Origin of the sequence: Corynebacterium haematomassiliense (assembly GCF_013978595.1) — a bacterium.
Taxonomy (GTDB): Bacteria; Actinomycetota; Actinomycetes; order Mycobacteriales; family Mycobacteriaceae; genus Corynebacterium; species Corynebacterium lehmanniae.
Genome location: NZ_JACDTZ010000001.1, coordinates 70346 through 93138, shown reverse-complemented (window position 1 = coordinate 93138; position 22793 = coordinate 70346). Strand labels below are relative to the sequence as shown.

Annotated in this window: 21 protein-coding genes; 8 read left to right on the top strand and 13 right to left on the bottom strand. The window is 64.9% G+C overall.

Annotation, left to right across the window (positions count from 1 at the left end):
- Positions 1-18: 18 nt before the first annotated feature.
- From H0193_RS00460 to H0193_RS00450, 3 genes are all read right to left on the bottom strand, one after another.
- A complete protein-coding gene (locus H0193_RS00460) occupies positions 19-3714 on the bottom strand; it encodes a Rib/alpha-like domain-containing protein (RefSeq protein WP_181888079.1) in 3696 nt (1231 codons plus the stop codon).
- Positions 3714-4919: a carboxypeptidase regulatory-like domain-containing protein gene (locus H0193_RS00455; protein ID WP_181888078.1), complete on the bottom strand. Its 1206-nt coding sequence runs from the start codon at positions 4917-4919 to the stop codon at positions 3714-3716. The genes H0193_RS00460 and H0193_RS00455 overlap by 1 nt, the downstream gene beginning before the upstream one ends.
- Positions 4920-5146: 227 nt before the next feature.
- Positions 5147-7495, bottom strand: a complete 2349-nt coding sequence (locus H0193_RS00450) for a hypothetical protein (RefSeq protein WP_181888077.1) — start codon at positions 7493-7495, stop codon at positions 5147-5149.
- 121 nt (positions 7496-7616) lie between these two features.
- Here H0193_RS00450 and pth (H0193_RS00445) point away from each other — a divergent pair, with 121 nt between their 5' ends.
- Together pth (H0193_RS00445) and H0193_RS00440 are read left to right on the top strand one after the other, a co-directional pair.
- Positions 7617-8174 carry an aminoacyl-tRNA hydrolase gene (gene pth / locus H0193_RS00445; protein WP_392398475.1) on the top strand — a complete coding sequence of 186 codons (558 nt, stop codon included), beginning with the start codon at positions 7617-7619 and terminating at the stop codon, positions 8172-8174.
- 5 nt (positions 8175-8179) lie between these two features.
- Positions 8180-8974 carry a fumarylacetoacetate hydrolase family protein gene (locus H0193_RS00440; RefSeq protein WP_181888075.1) on the top strand — a complete coding sequence of 265 codons (795 nt, stop codon included), beginning with the start codon at positions 8180-8182 and terminating at the stop codon, positions 8972-8974.
- On the opposite strand, the gene H0193_RS00435 is transcribed toward H0193_RS00440, so the two are convergent.
- Together H0193_RS00435 and H0193_RS00430 are read right to left on the bottom strand one after the other, a co-directional pair.
- Positions 8971-9282 carry a hypothetical protein gene (locus tag H0193_RS00435; RefSeq protein ID WP_181888074.1) on the bottom strand — a complete coding sequence of 104 codons (312 nt, stop codon included), beginning with the start codon at positions 9280-9282 and terminating at the stop codon, positions 8971-8973. The genes H0193_RS00440 and H0193_RS00435 overlap by 4 nt on opposite strands.
- Positions 9283-9305: 23 nt before the next feature.
- Positions 9306-10196, bottom strand: a complete 891-nt coding sequence (locus tag H0193_RS00430; RefSeq protein WP_236883384.1) for an NAD(P)H-dependent flavin oxidoreductase — start codon at positions 10194-10196, stop codon at positions 9306-9308.
- Here H0193_RS00430 and pth (H0193_RS00425) point away from each other — a divergent pair.
- The gene (pth, locus tag H0193_RS00425; RefSeq protein ID WP_181888073.1) at positions 10195-10773 is read left to right on the top strand and encodes an aminoacyl-tRNA hydrolase; all 579 of its coding nucleotides are present in this window, start codon (positions 10195-10197) and stop codon (positions 10771-10773) included. The genes H0193_RS00430 and pth (H0193_RS00425) overlap by 2 nt on opposite strands.
- A gap of 10 nt (positions 10774-10783) precedes the next feature.
- Positions 10784-11353 (top strand): DUF6891 domain-containing protein, encoded by a 570-nt coding sequence (locus H0193_RS00420; protein ID WP_181888072.1) that lies wholly within the window; start codon positions 10784-10786, stop codon positions 11351-11353.
- On the opposite strand, the gene H0193_RS00415 is transcribed toward H0193_RS00420, so the two are convergent.
- Positions 11350-11889, bottom strand: a complete 540-nt coding sequence (locus H0193_RS00415) for an NADPH-dependent FMN reductase (RefSeq protein ID WP_181888071.1) — start codon at positions 11887-11889, stop codon at positions 11350-11352. The genes H0193_RS00420 and H0193_RS00415 overlap by 4 nt on opposite strands.
- A 47-nt stretch (positions 11890-11936) precedes the next feature.
- Between H0193_RS00415 and H0193_RS00410 the strand changes: the two genes are divergently transcribed.
- Positions 11937-13568: a peptide chain release factor 3 gene (locus tag H0193_RS00410; RefSeq protein WP_181888070.1), complete on the top strand. Its 1632-nt coding sequence runs from the start codon at positions 11937-11939 to the stop codon at positions 13566-13568.
- Here the strand turns inward: H0193_RS00410 and H0193_RS00405 are convergent.
- The 5 genes from H0193_RS00405 to H0193_RS00385 are packed head-to-tail and all read right to left on the bottom strand — an operon-like array spanning position 13565 to position 18443.
- Positions 13565-14437, bottom strand: coding sequence for a patatin-like phospholipase family protein (locus tag H0193_RS00405; protein ID WP_181888069.1), 873 nt, complete (start codon positions 14435-14437; stop codon positions 13565-13567). The two genes, H0193_RS00410 and H0193_RS00405, sit on opposite strands and share 4 nt — an antisense overlap.
- Complete coding sequence (gene bioD, locus H0193_RS00400) at positions 14434-15111, bottom strand: dethiobiotin synthase (protein ID WP_181888068.1); 678 nt, start codon at positions 15109-15111, stop codon at positions 14434-14436. Before bioD ends, H0193_RS00405 begins: the two co-directional genes overlap by 4 nt.
- On the bottom strand, positions 15108-16373 hold the full coding sequence (locus tag H0193_RS00395; protein WP_181888067.1) for an adenosylmethionine--8-amino-7-oxononanoate transaminase: 1266 nt from the start codon (positions 16371-16373) through the stop codon (positions 15108-15110). Before H0193_RS00395 ends, bioD begins: the two co-directional genes overlap by 4 nt.
- Before the next feature lie 48 nt (positions 16374-16421).
- On the bottom strand, positions 16422-17306 hold the full coding sequence (locus H0193_RS00390) for an SDR family oxidoreductase (RefSeq protein WP_181888066.1): 885 nt from the start codon (positions 17304-17306) through the stop codon (positions 16422-16424).
- 27 nt (positions 17307-17333) lie between these two features.
- Entirely contained in the window at positions 17334-18443 is a 1110-nt protein-coding gene (locus H0193_RS00385) for a YihY/virulence factor BrkB family protein (RefSeq protein WP_181888065.1), read from the bottom strand.
- A gap of 153 nt (positions 18444-18596) precedes the next feature.
- Here H0193_RS00385 and H0193_RS00380 point away from each other — a divergent pair, with 153 nt between their 5' ends.
- Positions 18597-19658: an HNH endonuclease signature motif containing protein gene (locus H0193_RS00380; protein WP_181888064.1), complete on the top strand. Its 1062-nt coding sequence runs from the start codon at positions 18597-18599 to the stop codon at positions 19656-19658.
- Here H0193_RS00380 and H0193_RS00375 read toward each other — a convergent pair.
- Complete coding sequence (locus H0193_RS00375) at positions 19644-20558, bottom strand: ADP-ribosylglycohydrolase family protein (RefSeq protein ID WP_181888063.1); 915 nt, start codon at positions 20556-20558, stop codon at positions 19644-19646. The genes H0193_RS00380 and H0193_RS00375 overlap by 15 nt on opposite strands.
- Positions 20559-20585: 27 nt before the next feature.
- Between H0193_RS00375 and H0193_RS00370 the strand changes: the two genes are divergently transcribed.
- On the top strand, positions 20586-20978 hold the full coding sequence (locus tag H0193_RS00370) for a hypothetical protein (RefSeq protein WP_181888062.1): 393 nt from the start codon (positions 20586-20588) through the stop codon (positions 20976-20978).
- Here H0193_RS00370 and H0193_RS00365 read toward each other — a convergent pair whose 3' ends face one another.
- A complete protein-coding gene (locus tag H0193_RS00365; RefSeq protein ID WP_181888061.1) occupies positions 20979-22493 on the bottom strand; it encodes a DASS family sodium-coupled anion symporter in 1515 nt (504 codons plus the stop codon).
- Positions 22494-22605: 112 nt separating this feature from the next.
- Between H0193_RS00365 and H0193_RS00360 the strand changes: the two genes are divergently transcribed.
- Entirely contained in the window at positions 22606-22791 is a 186-nt protein-coding gene (locus H0193_RS00360) for a hypothetical protein (protein ID WP_181888060.1), read from the top strand.
- The last annotated feature ends 2 nt before the right edge of the window (positions 22792-22793 follow it).

Genomic DNA, 22793 nt, shown 5'->3' with positions numbered 1-22793 from the left:
CGGGCTTTCCGCTTGGCGTTACAGGCGAGGCAGCACTGGGAACTGCGGAATGTAGTGACGGATCTGGTCCTGGTACTCGGTCGCGGCCCAGCCGATACCGAGCACTCCGAGCAAAGCAACGAGGACGATTATCCACCAGGGTCCCTCGGACGACCGCGCCGACCGCGCATCTTCCGCCGGCTGCTCCGCAACGCGCTTCGCTGTGATTTCGACCGGTACCGCGCGAACGGAACCGTCAGGGAATGTCACCCGCACCGGCACCACGGTGGAGCGCTCCCCCACGATTCCGGTTCGCAGCGTCGCAGTGATCTCACCGGTGTTCTTATTAACGGACACCACCCAGTCAGCGTCCTTAAAAGCAGGATCCAGCGCGAACGTGCTTCCGTCCGGCACACCCGTCGGCGTCGCGGTGACGGTTCCACTCGTCTGGTCCGACGACGCAGACGGGTACTTCACCGCAGCGGCGCGACCGATGGAATCGGTGCCGATTTTCACCGGCACTATCTCGACCGTTCCGTCCGGGTATGTGGTCTTCACGCCGATGACGTAGGTGGCGTCGGCGGGTGCGTCGTCAGGCAGGCGCACCGTGAGTTCGCCGGTGACAGGATCGATCGCTGCTTCGAGGCCGCCATCGTCAGCGATGTCGAAGAACGTGCCCTCCGGCATGGTCTTCGTCTGCGGAATCCGGACTGTCTCGCCCGGTCCGGCAACTTGCTCGGCAAACGCGGGCTCGGTTTCCGCGGCCGCAGCTTCGCCGACATCGACGCGGAGCTTCACGGGCTTGCGGCTGCCATCGGAGAACACCGCCATGACCTCGACATCCAACGCCTGCGCATCCGTCGCAGGCGCGGTGGTGTGAACCTCGCCAGTCAGCGGATCGACTATGACCTCCCACCCCTTGAGGTCCTGCCCGGGTTTGAGGTAGAACTCGGCGGCGTCGGCCTCACCCACCTGCGGGACCGAGACTCGCTCGCCCGGCCCAGCCTTCACTCCGTCGAGGTAGCGGGGCGAGGCGGCATCGGCAAGCGTCTGCTCCGCCACTTCGAACTTCGCGGGGACCTCGACGGAGGAGCCGTCCGGGAAGATGACGCGGATCCGTGTCTCGATCACGTCCCCGACAGCGGCGTCGCCCGGGATTGCAAAGGTCACGCGCCCATGCCTATCGACGGTCGCGTCACCGCCCACCACCTCATAGGTAGTGCCGGCCGGCGCAATTTGGTTGAGGTAGCGGTAACCACCTTCGGTGACGTCGAAAAGCGGGGCGAAGCTCGTCGCCTCATGCCCGCGGCGTCCAAGTGCGAAGTCGTAGCGGACGGTGTAGCGCTCCGCGTCGGACACAGCCGCGGTGACCTCGACTGTGACGGTGGACGTTTCGCCGGCGGGGTCGACGACCTCGACTTTGTACTCGCCCGGCTCAACGTCGCGCGGCGGCTTGAAATCGATTTGCCCGCTGGGGTTCACGGTCACCCACTCCGGGGTGTTCTTGCCTGGTGTGAACGCCTCGCCCTGGGTTGGGGCGGTTTGTGCGCTCTTGACTGACGTCTGCTCGCCTGCCCTGACCACCGCCCGCTCAGACGAGGTGGGTGCCGGCGCCACACGAACCGGCACGACGGCGGGGCGGCCGTCAGGCGTGACGACCTCGACGTTGTAATCGCCCGCCGGTGTGTCGCGCGGCGGAGCGAGGTCAATGCGGCCGTCAGGCTGCGCCGACACCCAGTCTGGAGTGTTCGCGCTCGGCGCAACCTGCGTCCCCGGAACCTCGATGGACGTCTGCTCCCCCGCGCGGACAACCGGGCGGTCGAACTCGGTCTGGGTGGAGGTGACGGTAGTAGTCGACGGCGCCGGCGTTACTTCGCTGATCGTCGGCGCCGGAGTGACCGTCGTAGTGCTCGTCGACGTCACAATTTGCGCCATCGTTGGCCGCAACGTCAGCGCAGGGCTGGAAACCTCCTGGGTTACCGTGGCTGGGTGTGTCGTGGTCCGAGTGGTCGTTACGCTGGCAGTTTCCGTCGGAGTTGGCGCAGTGGTTGTCACCTGCGAGGTGGTCGTCAGCGCCACCGTAGTGGTTGCCGGCCGGACAACGAGCCGTCCAACAGTCTGTTCGAATGGCTCGCCGCTCCCGTTAGTGACCGCCTGAGTGTAGGACGACGCACGGAAGGTTACCGGGAAAGTGCCTGTTTGCGTCGGTGTGCCCTCGAGCACGCCAGCGTTGGCGTTGTAGGACACCCCGGGGATGGTGGAAACTAATTCGAGCTGAGCATCTCGTGGCACGTTGTCAGCTTCGACCCGCGCGACGTAGCGCTGCCCCTGAAGCGCCTCCGGAAGATCGGCGCTGATCACGATGTTTGCGGACAGCGCATCCTTCTTGTTCGAGTTATCAGCGATTTCGATGGTGTCGAGTACACCATCTCCGTCATCATCCGGGTCGTAAATGTCGGCGTTGCCGTCGCGGTCGGTGTCGAGCAAGATCGGTTGCTTCGCTGGCCTCGAACCACCGGAGTTGTAGAAGGAAACGTCGACGGTCGCGTCAAAAACGTCCGGAGTGGCGTTGCCGAGATCGTTATTCGGGGAGACATAGATCGTTCCGTTGTCCACCGACACGTCAATGCCAGGTACAGCCCGCGGCGCAAACACAGTCTCAGCGCGATTGAATCCGTCACGGAACCGGCCAAACTCGACCACCCGTTGCTGCTTGCCAAGCAGCCGTTCGCTGCCAAACAGAAAGTCGTCCCGTTCGTTCAGCTCGCCAGTGACGATAAAGCTTTCGTGGGAGACCACCGTGCCGTTGGCGAGCAACTCGAACGAGTACACATCACCGCGCTTAGCCGTATTCGGGATCTGGATCGTGGCGCAGTTGTTGCGCTCCGCGTCGGTCAACTGAACTACGGACTCGGTCCCGTCTGCGTTGGTGACGGTGCGCTCCTCGTCGCACCTGGAAATCGTGCGGCCGGTGGTTTCGTTGCGCCAGCGGTAGCCGATGGTCTCCCCGTTGACTGCTTGATCTTTAACCGACTGTGCGTTGCCTTGCCACCATCGCAAACCATGAGCTGTTTGTCCCGCTTTCGCAGGCAACTGCGTTGAGTCGAACTCCGCGATCAAAGCGTCAGTGCGGTTATGAAACGCCCCTCCGTCCACAATCTGGAGGTTCACTTCACGGGAACCCGGTGTGAAAAACGCGTAAGGGGTTGTTTGACTACCTGCAAGCACGCGCTGCTGGTGGCGATACGGAACGTACGCATCCAGTTGGACCTGCTGGTCACGGGTTGCGTTGAACCGGTGGATCCTACCTGTGGCATCCACCCAATCCGGAACTGCAATGGCGAAATAGCCTTCGATTCCTTCAAGCGCATGGGATCTCGCGGTGTACAGCGGTGAAAGCTGGCCGTCACGGTCCACCCATTGGAAGTAGATGAACTCTCCGCTGGAGTATCCGTCGACGTCGGAGATTCGCCCATGCACTATGTGGTCCAACTCGGCGAGTTCTGCGATGCGGCTGACTTCCCCCGAATCGATTGCATCGACTGAAAAGAAATCGTCTACGTCACTGACCGACTCTGCCTGCGTCGATCCTCGTTGGATGTGCTTGACCGCGTCTGCGCTCCGGTTCACGTACTCCTGCGCGTCTGCTTCCGCTGCAATCACGCTCGTCGACGAACCAACCAATCCCACAGCCAGCGCTACAGCAAGCGCGCGAACATGATTCCGGTTTGTCATTACTTTCCGCCTTCGATTCGTGCTGCGAGCTGCTGGACATCAAGTCCCGGAATGCTGCCTAACACCGCTGCCACTGCCCCACCCAGAGTTGCCACCACTGCAAGCGCAGTAAGCACCACTCGACCGTTGGGATCGACCACGACTTTTTCAGTCGTCGTTGTGGCGCTTGCGGTGCGTGTGACCACCGGGCGTGGTGCTGTTGAAGTGATCGCCACATGCGCGGTCGACGTGACAGTTACTGGCTCTCCGGTGTGGACCGTCGCTGGGACAGTTCGACTCGTCGTGGTGGTAGAAAGCACGGTCTCAGTCACGGTCGCCATGCTCTGCACCGTCACGGGCGCCGGCGTTACGGTCGTTTCAGCTGCGACGGTCGAAGTAACGGTGGTTATCGCTTGAGTGCCGGAGACAGGTGCTGCTGCAAATCTTGCTGACACCGACCGGCTTTCACCCGGTTTCACAAATAGAGTTTTTTGCAGCGTGGAGCCGTTGGATTCGGCACTGAGCGTGTATGCGCCAGGCTGTGCCTCGGTCAAGTCGAACCGCCCCGCATCGTTTGTGGTGAGCGTCTGAATCCCGCCGGGTCCTTCCACTCGCACCGACTGTCCGGCGATCGGCTGACCGTCCGTGCCCAGTATGGACGCAGTGAACTCGCCCCGTTCGAAGCGAATAGTGTGCGTACCAAGATCTGTCGTATTCGCAGGGGAAAGGCCGTCAGAGGAGACGGACACGGGAGCGAGGTACTTGGAAAACTTCGGCGTATCAAACTTCACCGTTACGGGCTTGCACGCAGGTAGGTGATCGAAATAGATGGTGCCGGCGTTGTCGTGGCGCGACGCTGGAAACGTAAACTCCTCGAAAGCGATCGAAGCTGGGATCAGCTGGGCGGGCTCACCGAATTCATCAAACGTTTTCAACGACACCTGGGATGCAGGAGCTGTGTACAGGGTTGCGGAGGTGCCAGTACGTCCCTTGGGCAGCTCTTGCCCTGGATCGTCGAACTGTATCTGCAGTGTCTGGATATCCGTGGTGTAGGTCTCCGGGATAAAGACGTACAGTGTCGGGTTGCCGTCTGCGTCCACACCGCCGTAACCAGGGGCGTCGACGTACTCCGCATTGACGTTAGTTCGCACTCCGTATGTGGCGTGAGCCGGAAACTCGCCTTGCGTCGCTCCCCGTACCGTGAGTTTCACCGTGTTAATCGGCACTGACGCAGAACCGAAGGTGGATTGATCTCCGTAGACATTTACTGCCCATAGGTTGCTACCTCCCCAAGTCGTGGCGGGCGCTTCTCCCTCCCGTTCGGTCGCACAGTCAGATGGCACCTCGCCATCCGCCACTGGGGCGACAACGAGGGCCGTTGAAAACGTCACAGCAGCGAGGGAAGCTCCGAGGCGTCGATACCTTTTCTTCATCACAGTCTTCTCTTTTCTCGCTAGAAGTTCAGGCCCGGGATCTGGACGTAGCCCTGGGTCACGGCGTAGGCGCCGGCGCCGAGCAGGCCGAGCACCGCCAAGATGATCGCGAGGATGCCGCCGGTGGAACTGCCGGACTCGCTCTTCGCATTGCCGTTCTGCTTCTGCGGTGCAGGCACGGCGGAGGGGGTCGGTTTTTGGGTTGGGGCGGGCTGGGCGGAGCTCGTCGTCACGCTTGGCTTCGGGGTTGCTGCGACGCTCAAGCGAGCGCGAGCCTTGTCTTTCGTCTTCTTGGAAGCGTTGGACTTCTCCAGTTCCTTCAACGCCTTATCAGCCTCGGCCTTGGTGTAGTCGAGCACCGACACATCGAAGTACTCGGAGTAGACCAACTCACGTTTGTCGTTCCGGATCTCCACCGCGACGCGGGTCTTCGGGCCGCGAAGCGCGGCGGCGTTGGGCACGGGGATCCGCACATCCGTGGCCGAGCCTTCCTTGAGCACGCCCGGTGCAACGATGGTCTGCGTGTCGCTGCCGCCGTTTTCAAATCGCGTTGTCACGGTGAACTTGGCGGCGTCCAGGCCGAGGTTGGTCAGCTTGCCGTGCAGCACGTTGTCATTTCGCAGAGTCACAATGCCGCTGTCATCGGTGGTAGATAGCTCGAATCCCGCCTTGCCTTCGTTTTTGTCAGCTGCGGCGATTGCCAGCTCCCGCACCGTCTCGTCGTGGTTGTGGACCTTCGGCTCCGGCGCTTGCACCTCGGAATCCTCCACGTAACGGCGCGCGACGTTGACGCCCTTGTTGGCGCCGCGGAAATCCAAGCTCTCCCAGTCGGCGGGAACAGAGTAGTCACCCAGGAAACAGAAGAACGGGCGGCAGATGTCAGTAATCGAATCTGCGTTGCGGGACTCACCTTCAGAGAAGTTGAACTCGCGGAACTGGTAGAGGTAATTCATCGAGGACCTGTAGTTCGGCAGGAACTGATTGTCCGCCACACCGGCCGGGCGACCGTTGATGCCGTAGTGGCTCAATCCCAGATTGTGGCCGAACTCGTGCAGGATGGTCTTACCCAACAGGTCCTGGGAGTTCAGCCCGGCGCCCTTCGCTACGAAGAACGCGCCGTCCTTGACCAGACCTTCGCCGGAGGACCGCTCTCCTTCCGCCTTCTTGTCGCCGATGAGGCCGGCGTAGAACACACCTGCGCGGTCCCCAAGCAGCTCATCGCGGAGATCCTGCAACGCTAGGCCACGGTTCTCTCCATCGTTGAAGAACCCTTCCCTGTAAGACTCGGTCTTGCCGCCGTGAGTTTCGCTGTAGCCGATCATGTCCGCGCTTTTGTACAGCTCACCTGCGTCAATGTGCAGGGCGATGTCGTGGTCGGCGAACAGGTCCTCCAGTTTCGTCAGCGTCGCGATGGTAGGACGGTACGAGTTGGTGTTCAGCTCAGAGCAGTGGAGGAACTTCTCCAGCTCGGGACCTGACGCCGCATACCGGTTCGCCCGGTCGCATCCTTTGTCTTCCCACTCGGACTTCATCCAGTTCAGCTGCAGGAATACGTCTTTGCGGTCCGGGTCCGCGCCCCAGCGGTTCAACGGCAGCACGGTGCCGTCGCGGAGCGGGTAGCCGCGCGTCTCCCATTCGTCGAGCAAGCCGTCACCGTCGCGGTCCAGCGCTCCGGGGAGCATGCGGGTGGTGAATGTGGCTGCGGCGCGGAGGGTATCTCCTGGGGCGAGCCGGGTGTTGTTCCATTCGCCGCCCTGAACAGGGGCATTCGTGGTGGCATCCGTACCGGCGACGAAATCGCCGACCGTTGCTGCGGCTGAGGTGCGTTGCGCACCGTGGAATTCGGCGGTGACCTCGTAGCCCTGACCGCTAGCTGGGGCGACGGTGATGGCACCGGAGCCATCCGTTCGCGCGCCAAGCTCTTCCGGCCAGTTCCGGATCTGGTGGATGATGTCCAGGTTCGCCCACGCCGGAGAGCTGCCGGTGTTCTTCATGGCTACCGCGACGTCGACGGCGTTGCCGCGGACCGTGATCTCGCGCGTGACCTCCGCGCCGGCCTGGTTGTCTCGGGTAACAAACACCATCGTGTCGCCGCGCTTGGACTTGGTGGTGGTGCCTGAGTCGAAGCTGACCTGCCTATTCATGCTGGCCAGGAAGTACAGGTCCGGGCTCAGCCGCTGCACGCCGGAGGCCGGGTGAAGGTATGTGTAGTTGGACCAGGCTCCCGGTTCGAAAAATGCGGAGACGATGCCGCCCGTGTCCGATACCGGGTTGGTCACGCTGAAGCCGTTGGGACGTTGTTCAATCGCCGCGTTGGCGACGGGCGCTCCCGCCGAGATAAGTCCCGCGCACAGCGCGATTGTGAGCATTTTTCTGGGTGTACGCATGGTTGCGCCCTTCGTGGTGGCCGAGATAAAACGTCAAGACAAAAATACGACCACTCACAGCTTCCCACAACTCAATTCCCAAGTTATATGCATCTGTACCCTCGTGGCCGTGACTATCTTGATCGTCGGCCTCGGCAACCCTGGCCCGCAGTACGCGGCCACGCGGCACAACGCGGGCATCTTCGTCGTGGAGGAGCTGCTCGGCCGCGCCACGCCCATGCCGGCGCAGCTTGCGGTGCACAAGCGCACGAACACGGAGATCGCCGAGCTTGCGAAGGGGCGTTTGCTTGACGACGACCATGCGGTCCTCGCACGCACCCGCGCCTTCATGAACGTCTCCGGCGGGCCAATCAAAGCGCTGATGGATTACTTCAGCGTGCAGCCGGAGGACCTGTACGTGGTGCACGACGAGCTGGATCTGGAGCTCGGCGAGGTGAAGCTGCGCCTCGGCGGCGGCGACCACGGGCACAACGGGCTGAAATCCATCACGAAATCCCTCGGCGGCAAGCCATACAACAAGGTGGCGGTGGGCATCGGCCGCCCGCCCGGACGGATGGCCCCGGCGGATTACGTGCTCAAACCATTCAGCGCGAAGGAGCAGGTGGACTTGGCTATCGCGTCGGCGGACGCGGCGGACGCAATCCTGCGCGCGATAGGCTAGCGCGCATGAAGCTTGCCACGATCAGGACCGGAGACACCACCACCGCCGCCCGCGTTATCGGCGAGGGAAGGGCGGTGACGTTGGGCGCGGAGGACGTCGGAAAGCTTTTGCGCGACGACACCTTCGAGGAAGGCAAGGAGATCACCTTCACCCCGGGCGACCTCGCGCCGGTGATCCCGCGCCCCGGCAAGATCATCTGCGTGGGACTGAACTACGCCAAGCACATCGCGGAGATGGGACACGAGCAGCCGGACGTGCCGACTTTGTTTATCAAGTACCCGGAGGCGCTCATCGGCGCCCACGACGACGCCGAGGTGCCCAGCTTCAACGCCGACACCCTGGATTTTGAGGGCGAGCTCGCGGTGATCGTCGGCACCCGCGCCCGCCACGCAACCAACGGCGCCGAGCACATCGCGGGATACTCGGTGATCAACGACTACACCCAGCGTCACTTTCAAAAGCGCACGCAGCAGTGGCACCAGGGCAAGTCGCTGGAGAAGACCGCGGGCTTCGGCCCGTGGCTAGACACCGAGTGGCAGCCGGGGCCTGCGATTACCACCACCGTCAACGGCGAAGTGATGCAGCACGCCCCCACCGACGACCTCGTGTTCACGCCGGCGAAGCTGGTGGAGTTCATCTCGCACCTCTACCCGCTCGAGCCGGGCGACGTCATCGCCACCGGCACCCCCGCCGGCGTGGGACACGCCCGCAACCCGAAGCGCTACCTCGCTAACGGCGACACGGTGCGCGTGGAGATCGAAGGCCTGGGCGCGATCGAGAACACCACGCGGGTGTATTAGCGGCCGAGCTGGTCCAGCAGGCGGACCTCTGCCTCGGCGATCATTTGCAGCGGGAGCAGCAGGATAGCCAGCGGCAACGCGCTGAGCATGACCCCACCGAACTTCTCGGTCGGGTGCTTGTCCGCGCCGCCGTTGATCTGATCGAGCCCGTTCATGATGTTGGTCATGAGGAAGCTGTAGAGCCCCCAAGCGCTGCCGCTGTACGCGACATCGTGTGAAACAGGAGTTGCGGGGGCGGCTGGGGCGAGCGCGCCCATCGCGAGGGCGCCGGTGGTTGCGGTGGCGATGGCAATCTTGGAAAGTTTCATGCCCCTAACATCGCCCCGGCCAGCTAGGGCGTTAGCATCCGCTCGATTTCACGCGCCGGCGCGGTAATGAGCTCGCCGCGGTCCGCGCCGACGAGGCAGTAGTCGTTGCCCTTCGTCATGGGGCGCAGGTACGGGTAGGTCGGCGGCAGGTCCGGGTGCTCGCGGGTGAACGCGGTTTCCACCCCGCTCGCCCACCGCCCGGAAAACGCGCGCGAGACCACCGCGGGCGCGTCCGTGCGCAGCAGTTCGCGGTTGCGCACGCTGGTGCCGGCCTCGTCCGCGAGCAGAAATGCGGTGCCGCAGGCGACAGGGACGCCAAGCTTTGCGACGTCCTCCGGTCCCCGCACCCCTCCCGCCGCGATCAAAGGACCGTCCGCCAGCGCGAGCAGTTCCTCCAACGTCCGCTGGTCCGGGTCCTCGTGCTGGTCCCAGGTTGCACGGTGGCCGCCGGCGCGCGGGCCCTGGACGATCACGCCGTCGACGCCGCGGCGCTTAGCCTCGGCGATCTCGGCGGGGTTGGTCACCGTCGCCCACGCCTCCGAGCCCGCGGCGTGCAGCTTGGCGATCTCGTCTTCGGTGAAGCAGCCGAACGTGGACGAGACCACCGCCGGCGCAGCATCGAGTACGAGCGCGAACTTCTCCGCGTAGTCGGACGAAACTTCCGGGACTTCTTTGTGGAGGCGGCGGGCGACCGTGAGGACGTCGTCAAGCTTTGGCTCTCGCTGCGGCACGAAAAGGTTGGCGCCGAACGGCGGCTCGCACGTGGCGAGCCACTCGCGGGCCTGGGCGACGGTGCAAGTGCCGAGCGCGATGAAGCCGAAGCTCACCGCGTTGACGAGCGCGGGCGTGGACGGCCCGCCGGCCATGGGTGCTGCGATCACGCGTGGAAACTCCATGGCTAGAGTATGCGTCATGTTCGGATTCTTCAGGCGCAGACGCACCCCCCAGTTGGAGGCGCAGTGGCTCGTGGTGGGACTGGGCAACCCGGGCGCGAAATACACCGCCACCAGGCACAACGTGGGGTATATGGCGGTCGACGAGTTGGCCGGCGAACTCGCGCCGGTGCCGGGGATCAAGGCGCTGGTACAGGTGCGCGATGGGGTGGCCTACGCGCGTTCGACGACGTACATGAACACCACCGGCGAGGCCGTCGGCCCGCTGGCGAAGGAGCTGGGGGTTACGCCGGAGCGCATCATCGTGGTGCACGACGAGCTGGACCTGCCCGCCGGGAAAGTGCGCGTAAAGCTCGGCGGTAACGAAAACGGCCACAACGGGCTGAAATCCATCACTGAGCACCTGGGCACCCGCGACTACCTGCGCGTGCGCATGGGCATCGGGCGCCCGCCGCAGGGCATGGCGGTACCGGACTGGGTGCTCTCCCCCATCGACGGCGACATCTCCGGCCAGGTCGCGCTCGCCGCAAAGGCCGTGCAGTTGATTGTCAGCGAAGGCCTAGCCAAAGCACAGAACGTGATCCACGCAACACGGTAGGTTGTGGGGCATGACACGCCATGCCATGTTCGACAGCAAATACCCACCCGCAGAAGGCCTTTACGAACCCGACGAAACCACCAGCGAAATCTGCCTCCAGCTCTGCCACGGCTGGAGCGCAGACATGATCACCGCCGGACTCGAAGACGACGGGGTCCCCGTGTCCGTCTTCGAAGAGGTCCGGGACGAATACGCCCGCGTAGTCCCCGAAGCCTCCGAGGACGCCAAGCGCATCGAAGCGCTGCGCGACGCCCTGGCCAAGCGCGACCTCGCCTTCTCCTTCGACGAGGGCTACGACATGGGCGAGGCCGCTGAAGACGGCGCCGACGTCGCCCGCGAAGACGGGCATAAAGGCTACGCCTACTGCACCATGCAGGACGTGGACAACGTCATCCATACCGGCGAGCTCTACTTCGGCTTCAGCTCCATGGACAACCCCGGCGACGAATCCGACGCGGAGATCGGCCAGGCTGTCGTCGACGCGCTCGAAGAGGTCGGGTTGTCCCCCGAGTGGAACGGCTCGCACACCGCGCGCATCGAGTGCAGCGGCCTGAAGTTCGAGCTCCCGCTCACGGACTAGCCCAGCTCGGCCTCCAGGTCATCCAGCGCGCGCGTCAGCGCCGCCTGCTTGTCCTCGCGCGGGGCGAGCTCGCCGTCTTCAACGTCCTCGCCAAAAATGTCCAGCGCGACCTGGTTGCGGATGCCGCGCATGGACAGGTTCGCCACAATCTGGCGCCAGTGCTCCACCGCGCGCACGCCGCCGTCGCCGCCGTAGCTCACAAACGCCACCGGCTTGCCCGCCCACTCTCCGAACAGTGAGTCAAAGGCGTTTTTCATCGTGCCCGGGATGGAGTGGTTGTACTCCGGGGTGACAAAGACGAACCCGTCGCAGGCGTCCACCGCCTCGGACCAGGCGGTGACGGCAGGGTCGTCGTACTGCTTGTTCGCCGCACCAGGCACGACCTCCGCAACCAGGTGCGGCACGTCGAAATCGGCCAGGTCGAGCAGGCGGTAGTCCGCGTCGCGCTCGGCGGCGGCGTCCATCACCCAGGCACCGATGTGCTCGCCGATGCGGCCAGAGCGTACAGATCCAAGAAACACTCCGATTGTTGTCATGGGCACGACTGTACTTGGCCGGAGGTGCGTCGATAAGCTAGCTGCTTATGAGTACCGTTTCCGAGGCCGCGCGCCGCCGCACGTTCGCCGTCATCGCCCACCCGGACGCCGGTAAGTCGACGATCACGGAGGCGCTGGCGCTGCACGCGCACGTGATTTCGGAGGCCGGAGCGGTGCACGGCAAGGGCAACCGCAAGTCCACCGTGTCGGACTGGATGGAGATGGAAAAAGACCGCGGCATCTCGGTCGCGTCCTCGGCGCTGCAGTTCGAGTACGCACCCGACGGCCACGAGGGCGAGCCGTACGTGGTCAACCTGGTGGACACCCCGGGCCACGCGGACTTTTCCGAGGACACCTACCGCGTGCTTTCCGCCGTCGATGCCGCAGTGATGCTTATCGACGCAGCCAAGGGCCTCGAGCCGCAAACCCTGAAACTCTTCCGCGTGTGCAAGGCCCGCGGGCTGCCGATTGTCACCGTGATCAACAAGTGGGACCGCGTGGGCCGCGAGCCGCTTGAGCTTGTCGACGAGATCGTCTCCGAGATCGACCTGCAGCCGACTCCGCTGTACTGGCCGGTGGGCGAGGCGGGCGATTTCCGCGGGCTCGCGCACGTCGATGTCGCAGGCTCCATCGACGAGTACATTCATTTCACGCGCACCGCCGGCGGCTCCACCATCGCCCCGGAGGAGCACTACTCCCCCGACGAAGCCTTGGCGAAAGAGGGCGACGTGTGGGAGACCGCCCTCGAGGAGGCGTCGCTTCTGCTTGAGGACGGCGCCGTGCACGACCAGCAGCTCTTCGAGCAGTGCATCACCTCGCCGATCATCTTCGCCTCCGCGATGCTGAACTTCGGCGTGCACCAGATCCTGGACACGCTGTGCGCCATCGCCCCGGCACCCGAGGGCCGCGCATCCGACCCGAAGGCCGTCGAGGCCTCCACCGCCGCGATGGACGAGCAGCGCGAGGTCGGCGACGACTTCTCCGGCGTGGTGTTCAAAGTCCAGGCCGGCATGGACAAAAACCACCGCGACACCCTGGCGTTCATGCGCGTGGTCTCCGGCGAGTTCGACCGCGGCATGCAGGTCACGCACGCGCAGTCCGGGCGCAGCTTCTCCACGAAGTACGCGCTGACCGTGTTCGGCCGCAACCGCGACACCGTGGAGACGGCGTACCCCGGCGACATCATCGGCCTAGTCAACGCCGGCGCGCTGGCGCCCGGCGACACGATCTACGCTGGCAAGAAGGTCCAGTTCCCGCCGATGCCGCAGTTCGCGCCGGAGCACTTCCGCACGCTGCGCGCGAAGTCGCTGGGCAAGTACAAGCAGTTCCGTAAAGCGCTGGACCAGCTCGACGCCGAGGGCGTGGTGCAGATCCTGCGCAACGACGCCCGCGGCGACGCCGCCCCCGTCATGGCCGCCGTCGGCCCGATGCAGTTCGAGGTCATGCAGGCGCGCATGGAAAACGAGTACAACGTCGATACCGTCACCGAGCCGATCCCCTACTCCGTAGCGCGCCGCACCGACGCCGACTCCGCGCCGGAGCTGGGGCGTCAGCGCGGCGTGGAGATCTTCACCCGCACCGACGGCGAGCTCATCGCCCTGTTCGGCGACAAGTGGAAGCTCGCGTTCGTCGAGAAGGAGCACCCGGAGCTGACCATCGAGCCGCTCATCGCGGACTAGCGCTTCGCGGTGAGGAACTCGCGCATCGCAGGCCAATCGCGCTCAACCTGGGCCTGGCCGGCCGCGTAGTTCGCCCGCAGTTTCTCCGCGTCGAGCTCGGTGGATTCGACCCCCATCTCGTCGGGGAAGAAGAGGTAGGCGTTGCCGGCGGCAGCTTCGTCGATAAGCGATTGCTTCGCGGCGTTGTAGATGCCCGGCCGAGCCACCATCGCGTCGGCGACTTTCGGCGTGTTGCGCAGGATGCGGCGCACGGCGCGCTCACGTTTCTGCGGCCCCTTGACGTAATCGCGCGGGCGGGTGAGCACCGCGAGAAAACGGGTGAAGCCGGCGGCGCGGGCGGCGTCGATGAGCAAACCGCCCGACGTGCCGAGCGCGCCGTCGACGTAGGGCACGCCGTCGATCTCGCGCATCTTCATCAGGATCGGCAGCGTCGACGAGGTCCGCGCGGCAAGGGCGACGTCCTCCAAGGTGCGCAGGTCCTCGCGGTTGAACGCCACCGTCTCCCCCGTGTCGGCGCGCACCGCCTCAACGTGGATCTCCTCGGTGGTCCGGGCAAACGCGTCGAAGTCGAACGGCAGGACGTCCTCGGATTGCTCGTACGCCCACTCGCCGTTGATCAGGCCCTTGCCCCGCACCACAGAGCGCCAGCCGCCGAATTTGGGGTTGCCCACGAACTCCGTGAACGCGTTCTCAGAGCGCCACGTGTCGCGGGAGGCGAAGTTCAACGCGTGCACCGAACCGGCGGAAATGCCGCCGACCCAACCGACCTGGACCTCCTCCGCGATGAGCTTTTCCACCACAGGGGCGGTGTACGAGTTGCGGGTGCCTCCGCCCTCGAAGATGAGGGCGGTGTCGCGGGCGTCAATCATGCACGCGAGCCTACGCGCACGGCCTCCCCGATCGCGTCCCAGGCGATCTCCGCAAATTCGTCCGTGCTGAGGCGCCCGCAGCCTTCCGGCAGGTGGCCCCAGTACTCGGCGCCGGTGACTTCCGGCAGCTCTTCGACGTTCAGGCGCGTGGGCAGGTCCGGGTTGTCCGGCATGCTGCCGCCGATCAGCCCCAGCACCTCCAGGCCCATGGCGCGGGCTTGGACGCAGGTCAGCTCGGCGAGGTTCAGGCTGCCCAGGCCCAGCGAGGTCACCACCCCCAGCGGGGCCCCTGCGGTTTTGGCGATGTCGGCGAGCGTGTAGTCGTCCGCGAGCCGCACCAACAGCCCGCCTGCGCCTTCCACCAGAACCACGCGCCCCGGGGCATCGAGGCTGCGGACCCATTCGGCGACCTCGTCCAGGCTCGGGGTTTGGATCCCCGCCCGCCGCGCGGCGAGGTTCGGCGCGAGTGGCTCCGGGTAGCGCCACCGCTCAAACGTCGCAACGCCAGCAAGCTTCTCGACGGCTGCCGCATCCCCCTGCCCCGGTGCCTCCCCCGTCTGGATGGGTTTGGCGGCCACGACGTCGACGCCGCGGCGCTTGAGCACGGCGGCGATGGCGGCGGTGGCCACCGTCTTGCCTACGTCGGTGTTGGTGCCGGTGATGGCGATGATCATTTGGTGGCCTCCTTGACTGCTGCCGTGATACCCCGGCAGATCTGGGCGATGTCTTCGTCTGTGCAGATGTAGGGCGGCATGGTGTAGATCAGCCGGCCGAACGGCCGGATCCACACTCCCTCGGCCATCGCGGCCTCGGTGGTCTCGCGCATGGGCGCGTCGTGCTCGAGCTCGACCACGCCGATAGCCCCGAGCACGCGCACGTCCGCCACGCCCGGGAGATCCGCCAGCGGGCGCAGGCCGCGCTCGAGGCCGGCTTCGATCCGGGCGACCTGGTCGCGCCACTGCCCCTCCGCCACCATTGCGACGGACTCGGCCGCGACCGCGCACGCGAGCGGGTTCGCCATGAACGTCGGGCCGTGCATGAGCGCGCGCGGCTGCATCCCGGATGCGATCTTCTCGGTGGCGAGGGTGGCCGCAAGTGTCATGAACCCGCCGGTCATCGCCTTGCCCACGCACATGATGTCGGGCACCACGCCGTTGTCCAGGGTGGTGAACAGTTGGCCGGTGCGGCCGAACCCGGTAGCGATTTCGTCGGCGATGAGGGGGATGCCGGAGGCGTCGCAAAGTGTGCGTAGCCCTGAAAGCAGTTCGGGGTCGTGGAAGCGCATGCCGCCTGCTCCCTGGACCACCGGCTCGACGATCACGCCGGCGATCTCCGGCGTGATCAGGCGCGCGAACTGTTCGAGGTAGGCATCGCGGTCGGCGGCGGACGCCCCGCGCACCGGCGGTGCCGGCGCGAAGACCTGCGGTTTCAGCGCGTCGCCCCACATCGAATGCATTCCGCCATCCGGGTCGCACACGCTCATGGTGGCGAACGTGTCGCCGTGGTAGCCGGAGCGCCAGGTGAGGAAGGTGGTGCGCTCCGGATGCCCCAGCCCGATGGCGTATTGCAGGGCCATCTTCATCGCCACTTCCACCGACACGGAGCCGGAGTCGGAGAAGAACACCTGGGAAAACACCCCGCCAGTGAGGTCGAGAAGGCGTTTCGTCAGCGTCGCCGCCGGCTCGTGGGTGAGCCCGCCGAACATGACGTGGCTCATCTTGGCAATCTGCGCCTCGGCCGCCGCGACCAGGCGCGGGTTGGAGTGGCCGTGGATCGCGGCCCACCAGGAGGACATGGCGTCGATGAGCACGCGGCCGTCGTGAAGCGTGATGCGCGCGCCTGCGGCACTGTCGACGGGGTAAGTGAACTGCCCCGGTTCCGCGTAGGGGTGCCAGATATGGGCGGCGTCGATGTCGGCGATTTCATGGGCGTGCATGAGCTAGAACCCTAGCAGCTCACCGGCTGTTTTGAACGGTGTTCAGCGCTACGGAGTTAGCGCACCGCCGGTCACCGCGAGTGTCTCGCCGGAGATGTAGGACGCGGCCTCGGACGCGAGGAAGACGTACGCGCCGGCGAGCTCCGCGGGCTGCCCCGGGCGGCCGATGTCGGAGTCTTGCGCGAAGTTGTCCACGACCTCCTTGGGCTGGCCTTCGGCAGGCTGGATCACGGTCCAGATCGGCCCCGGCGCGACCGCGTTGACGCGAATGCCCTTCGACGGCAGCAGCTCACCGGACAGGCCTTTGGCCAGGTTGTTGAAGGCGGCCTTGGTCATGGCGTAGTCCAGCAGTTCTTTCGACGGGCTGTAGGCCTGAATAGACGTGGAAAAGATGATGGATGACCCCGGCTCCATGTACTTGACCGCTTCTTTGGTCACACGGAAGGCGGAGTAGATGTTGGTCTTCATGGTGGCGTCGAAGTCATCGTCGGAGATGTTGAGGATGCCGTCATTCCACACCTGGCGCGAGGCGTTGTTGACCAGGATGTCAATGCCGCCCAGGCCCTCGACGGCCTTTTCCACCGCGGCCACGCAGTTGTCCAGCTCCTGCAGGTCGCCCGGGATCGCCACTGCCGTGCGCCCGGCGTCCTCGATGAGCTTCACAATGCGGTCTGCGTCCTCCTGCTCCTCCGGCAGGTAGGAAATGGCCACGTCCGCACCCTCGCGGGCAAACGCGATGGCGGTAGCGGCGCCGATGCCGGAGTCGCCGCCGGTGATGAGTGCGCGACGGCCCTCGAGCTTGCCGGATCCCACGTAGGATTCCTGGCCCAGGTCGGGCTCGGTGGCCATCTTCACATCCAGGCCGGGGTTGTCCTGGCGCGGCTCGGAGGGAAACTCGGACGGGTACTTTGTGCGCGGATCAATCAACGTCATGCCACCACGCTACCGACGCGCCGGTGTTCAACTGTCCAAAATTTCGTCGGCGACCCGGTCGGTCCACCGCCGCATTTGCAGCCTTCCCGCAGCACCCCTGCTGGAGCGCGGCGGCGCCTGGATGCAGCGCCGCGAATCCATCCCCGCCTGCAGCTCCTTGGCGCGCAGCACCTCGGCGTCGATCTTCACGCCCATCAGCAGCACCACGTTGACCGTCCACACCAGCACCAGCACCGCAAGCACCGTTCCGAACGCGCCGTAGGTGCTGCGCACGCCGACCAGCTTCAGGTACCAGCCAAAACCGACCCACAGCGCGCTGGCCACCGTGAGCGCCAGCGCCGAGCCGAGCGTGAGCACGCGGAACCGCCCCGGCCGCACGTTTGGCGTGAAGTGGTAGAGCACGCTGACCAGCGCGACCGCCACCACCGCGATCACGGGTCCGCGCAGGTAGTCCCACACGGGCAGGAAGATCGAGGTGAGGTACTCCAGCTCGTCTTCCAGCTGCAGAGGCCGTGCGATGGGTCCGAGGACGGCGTTGACGATGCCGTCGGTAAGCAACGCGCCCAAAATGATCACCACCGCGCCGACGACAAGCACGAGCGTGACCAGCCACATCGTCGCCCACGTCACCACGATCGGGCGGCCTTCGGTGCGGCCGTACATGAGGTTCGCGTTGCGCGAAAACGACCGCACATACCCCGATGCGGACAGCAGCGAGATCAACACCGAGACCACGAGGGCAATCGTGCTTTGCGACGGCGTCCCGACAATCGACAGCACCAACGCCAGCGCATCTTCCTGCAACTCCGCGGGCACGTACGAGCGGATCAGCTCGGCGAGCAGCGAGTCCGGGGCGTCCTCTTCGCGTGGCATGAGCAGGCTGAAGATGGAATACGAGGCTAGCAGCATCGGCGCAACCGACAGCAGCGTGTAGTACGTCATCGCGGCGGCGCGGTCCACCATGGCGTCGTTGGCGAAGTCGGTGACGATGCGGCGCAGCACCGATTTCCACCCGGCGCGAGTGAGCCGGTTACCGCGCCCGAGAGGTGATTCGTAGTCGTGCGGGGAGACGACCACGTCGCCGGTGCCGTACGGCATGACCAGCTCAGCGCGGTAAGAGGTGCCCTTTTCTGCCATGTCAGACACTGTAACCGGCGAGTGGTCGCGAAACTGTACGCGGGTTCCCAGCGTTTCCAAATCTGTGGATAACTCGGTGGGCTGTCGCGGGTTATCCACAGATTTCGTTTGCAGGGCCTTGTGGGGTTGCTTTTTTCGTTTAGGTTTGCCCGCATGAGTTTCCAACACTTCGTCCAAAACCGCCCGACCGTCGACCACCTTGAAAACTTCGACCGCGACACCGCACTTTCCATCGGCATGAGCCCGACCACCGCCACCGCCTGGCAGAAGCTGGAAAAGGTCTACTTCGGCCGCACTAAACACGTGAAACAGCAACGCAAAGCCTTGAACAGGGCCCGCGAAGGGAATTTTTCCGTGGAGCAGCTGGCCATGATCGAACGCCGCCTCAAGCCCATCACGTGCGAAGGCACGCGCTGGCGGCTGCGCTTGGCGCTGCTCAAGGCGTCGAAGCGGTACAAGTCGCTCGAACGCGCCGCGAAAGAGCTGATCCCGGCGGTAAAGAAGCCGCGGAAGGATTCAATCTCGTTTTCCAAGTCCATCGACGGCAAACGGGTGCTCCAGATCGTCTTCGACGAGCGCTTCCTCGCCGACCTGGAGGCGGCGCTGCGCCGCGGCATCGACACCTCCAAACCCGCCGGTCCGCAAATGCTCGAGCGCTTTGTCGCATTGCTTCGCGACGGCTACAGCGTCCCCACCGCCTCCCCCACCCCACTAATTCTGGTGCCGCTCGAGGACCATGTCCGCATCCTCGCCGGAGAGGGCGACGAGACGATCCTGGGGTTGACCGACGGCACCACCATCACCGGCGCCGAGTACCTGCAGTACCTCGTGGGTGACACCCTCCAGGTTGCGCTGTTCCACCCGGAGGAAGGAGCGGTGAACCTGTACCAGGGGCAGCGTCGCGCGAACAACAAGCAGCGCATCCTGGCCAAGGCGACCTCCCCGGTGTGCTTGGTGCCGGACTGCCGCCACGCCGCGGACCACTGCGAAGTCCACCACATCATCGCGTGGAAGCACGGCGGGGAAACCAAAATGAAAAACCTGGCCATGCTGTGCCCGTACCACAACCGCACGAACGACGATGACGCGCACATCAACAAGCGCGGCCGGGTGCGCTTCATTGGAGGGATGCCGGTGTGGGTCTCACCCAGGGGCTATGCGGTGCCGAACCCGTACCACCAGTTCGGGGCGATGAAATTGTTATTCGGCAAGTAGCGCCGCAGCCCACTCGCGCGGGCGCGGGACGTAGCGCTCCGGGCGGTTGTGGGCCAGCGGCGGCTCGATAGCGTCGATGACGTCGTGCCACCGCTGCGGGATGGCGTGCTGCCCTACCACGCCACCGAGAAATGCGCCCACGATGGCGGCATTGGTGTCCGTGTCCCCGCCGAGCGCGATGGTTTGCACCAGCGCCTCCTCGAAGTCGGTGCCCTGTGCGACGTGGTAGACGACTGCGTTGAGCGCGGTGCACACCCAGCCCCCGCCATTGTTGGGAAGCTGCGTTTCCCACGTCGCTGTGGTGTCGCCGCGGGCGATCGCGCGGTCGTCGCGGTACTGGTCGAGGTTTTCGCGGTCGAGGCGGTTTCGCAGTGCTTCCAGCGGGTCCGCACCCCCGAGCACATCCGCGAGCGCCCCTGCGTACACCGCGTTAGCGGCCACCGTCATGGGGTTCGGGTGGGTGAGCTCGGCGTCGGCGCGGGCGAAGCGTTCCGCTTCCTCGGGTTTGCCTGCGTAAGCAACCGCGAGCGGGCTGATGCGCATCAAGGCCCCGTTCGCCTGAGACCCGTGGTCTTTCTCGCCGCGCTCCAGCGCGCTGCGGCACGTATTGCCGGCGTCGAACGGGTCGGTTGCCATCCACCGCTGGTAGCCGGCCAGTGCCTCCGACTCGTCGAACCCGCCGGCACGGCGCAGGGCGTCGATGAGCTCGATGGCCATTTCGGTGTCGTCGGTCGCCTGGCCGGCTTTCAGACCCCAGTGACCGCCGTCGCGCATGTCGCGCACCCCGTCCGGGTACTCGGCGGCGATGTCTTCGGGCTTGTAGAACTCCACCTGCGCGCCAAGGTTGTCGCCGATGCACTGGCCGTAGAGCACTCCTCGGGCGCGCGAAATCATGTCCATGACCGCCACCTTATACACTCAGCCAACATGGGACTTCTCAGTCGCGCGCGCCAACTCCTCGGCCTCGGCCACACTCCACTGGTGGATTTTCCGGACCGGTTTGAACCTTTGGACGTCGACAAGCTTGAGGTGCACACCGCGAAACTCTCCCCCGACACCGAGGAGAAGATGGTCATTGTGACCACCTCGGCGGCCGCGCTCGACCGCATCGCCGCAGGTGGAGCGGTACAGCTGCGGCGCGAAGGCGAGCGCGACGTCACTTTCGTGCCGGTGGAGCGCGAGGCCGTGCCGGTGCTGGACCCGAAGCTCGGGTGGATCATTCCCATTACGCCCGCGACCGCCAAAGAGCTGGCTGAATTGCCGAAAGGCCCAGGCGAGCACGAACTTTCCGCGCTGCACCTGGGCCTGATTGTGGAGTAGTTAGAGCAGACCGATCCAGTTCCAGTAGGTTGCCGACAGCAGCAGGATGAGCAGGTAGCCCACGATCGTCAGCGGGATACCGGTGCGCAGGAACTGCTTGGAGGTGAACGCGCCGGTGCCGTAGGCCAGCATGTTCTGCGGCGCAGAGACCGGCAGCAGGAAGCCGAAGCAGATGACGAACTGCTGAATGATGACAAACCCGATGCCGTCATTGGGCACGTCCAGGGTGGCCGCCAGCGCGATGAAGACCGGGATCAGCGCGGACGCCAGCGAGGTCGCCGAGGCGAAGCCCAGGTGGATGAGGATGTTAAACAGGCTCACCAGCGCGATCGTGGCCAGAATCGGCATGGACGCCAGGCCGATGGCACCAAACGTGGACTCCGACAGCCAGGTCGCCGCGCCCGTGTCCAGCAGGAACTTGCCCAGGGAGATGCCGGCGGCGAAGACCACGAGCGTGCCCCAATTGATGTGTTCCTGGGCGTACTTCCAGTCCATCACGCCGATGCGGGGCGTGAGCATGATGCCCACCGCGACGATGGTGATGGTGGCGGAGCTGATGGGGTGCAGCACACCTTCGGTCGCCCAGAACAGCAGCAGCGCGACGGCGATCGCGGTGAGGCGCTTCTCGGCGCCGGTCATCGGGCCCATCTCTGCAAGCTGCTTCTCGACGAGCTCCCGCCCGCCCTCAATCGCTTCAGCCTCCGGCTTGATCGCCCGGCGCATGATGAAGTACAGCGCGATCGACATCAGCACTGACCATGGTGCGGCCCACAGGAACCACTGGCCCCAGGACACGGTCTGGCCCAGCTGGTCCTCGATGAAGCCGACGGCCACCAGGTTCTGCGCCGCGGCGGTTTTGATGCCGACGTTCCAAATGGACACCGCCTGCGTCGCGGTAATAACGAGAAGCGCCGCCAGCTTCGACTCCTTGGCCAGGCCGAACGCGGCGACCATGCCCATGAGGATCGGCACGACGGCGCCTGCTCGCGCCGTTGCGGACGGGACGAAGAACGCCAGGATGATGGAGATGACAATCGCGCCGATGACGATGTTGGAGACCTTCTCGCCCGCAGTCTTGAGCACATAGAGCGCCAGCCTGCGGTGCAGCCCCGTGGCCTGCATCGCCGTCGCCAGCGCAAGCGCCGCGCCGACGAGCGCCACCGCAGACGACGAGAAGCCGCTCATCGCGATGCTCAAGCCCTTCGAGGCGCCGACTGCTTCGCCGGTCTCGGGGTCGGTCGCGAAGGTGAGCAAGATCGCAATGAGGCCGACGATGATCACGGCGGAAACTGAGTAGGACACCGCCTCGGTGACCCACATGATCACGGCGAAGGCGAGCATGCCGAGCGCGATTTTCGCCGGCATGGCCAGGCCCGCAATCGGCAGCATCATCACCACCCCGAGCGCCACAAACGCCAAGATGAACGCGATGATCTTGCCGGTGTTGCGTTCTTTTTCCGCGGGTTGTTGCTCTGTGCTTGCTGCTGGTGTGACTGCTGTGGTCGCTGAAGTCACTGCGTGCCCCTCCTTGATTCGGTTGTTATATACCTGACGCTAGTCACTCCTATAAATCCTGCAAAATGTGATGTTCGTACGGTTAGCCGTTGGCGGGCGTAGCATCGCTGCCATGAATCTGAGCTCGCAGCTGAACTACAACATGCACCACGGCGCGGAGGATCTGCGCATCATGCTGACCACCGACATCACCAACAACTTCCTTCCACAGTCCTGGCAGGCTTCGCTACGCGACCTCAGCTTTTCGGTGGTCGGCCTGTGGGATTCGGTCGTGCGCGGCGTTTCCGTACTGCTGTGACG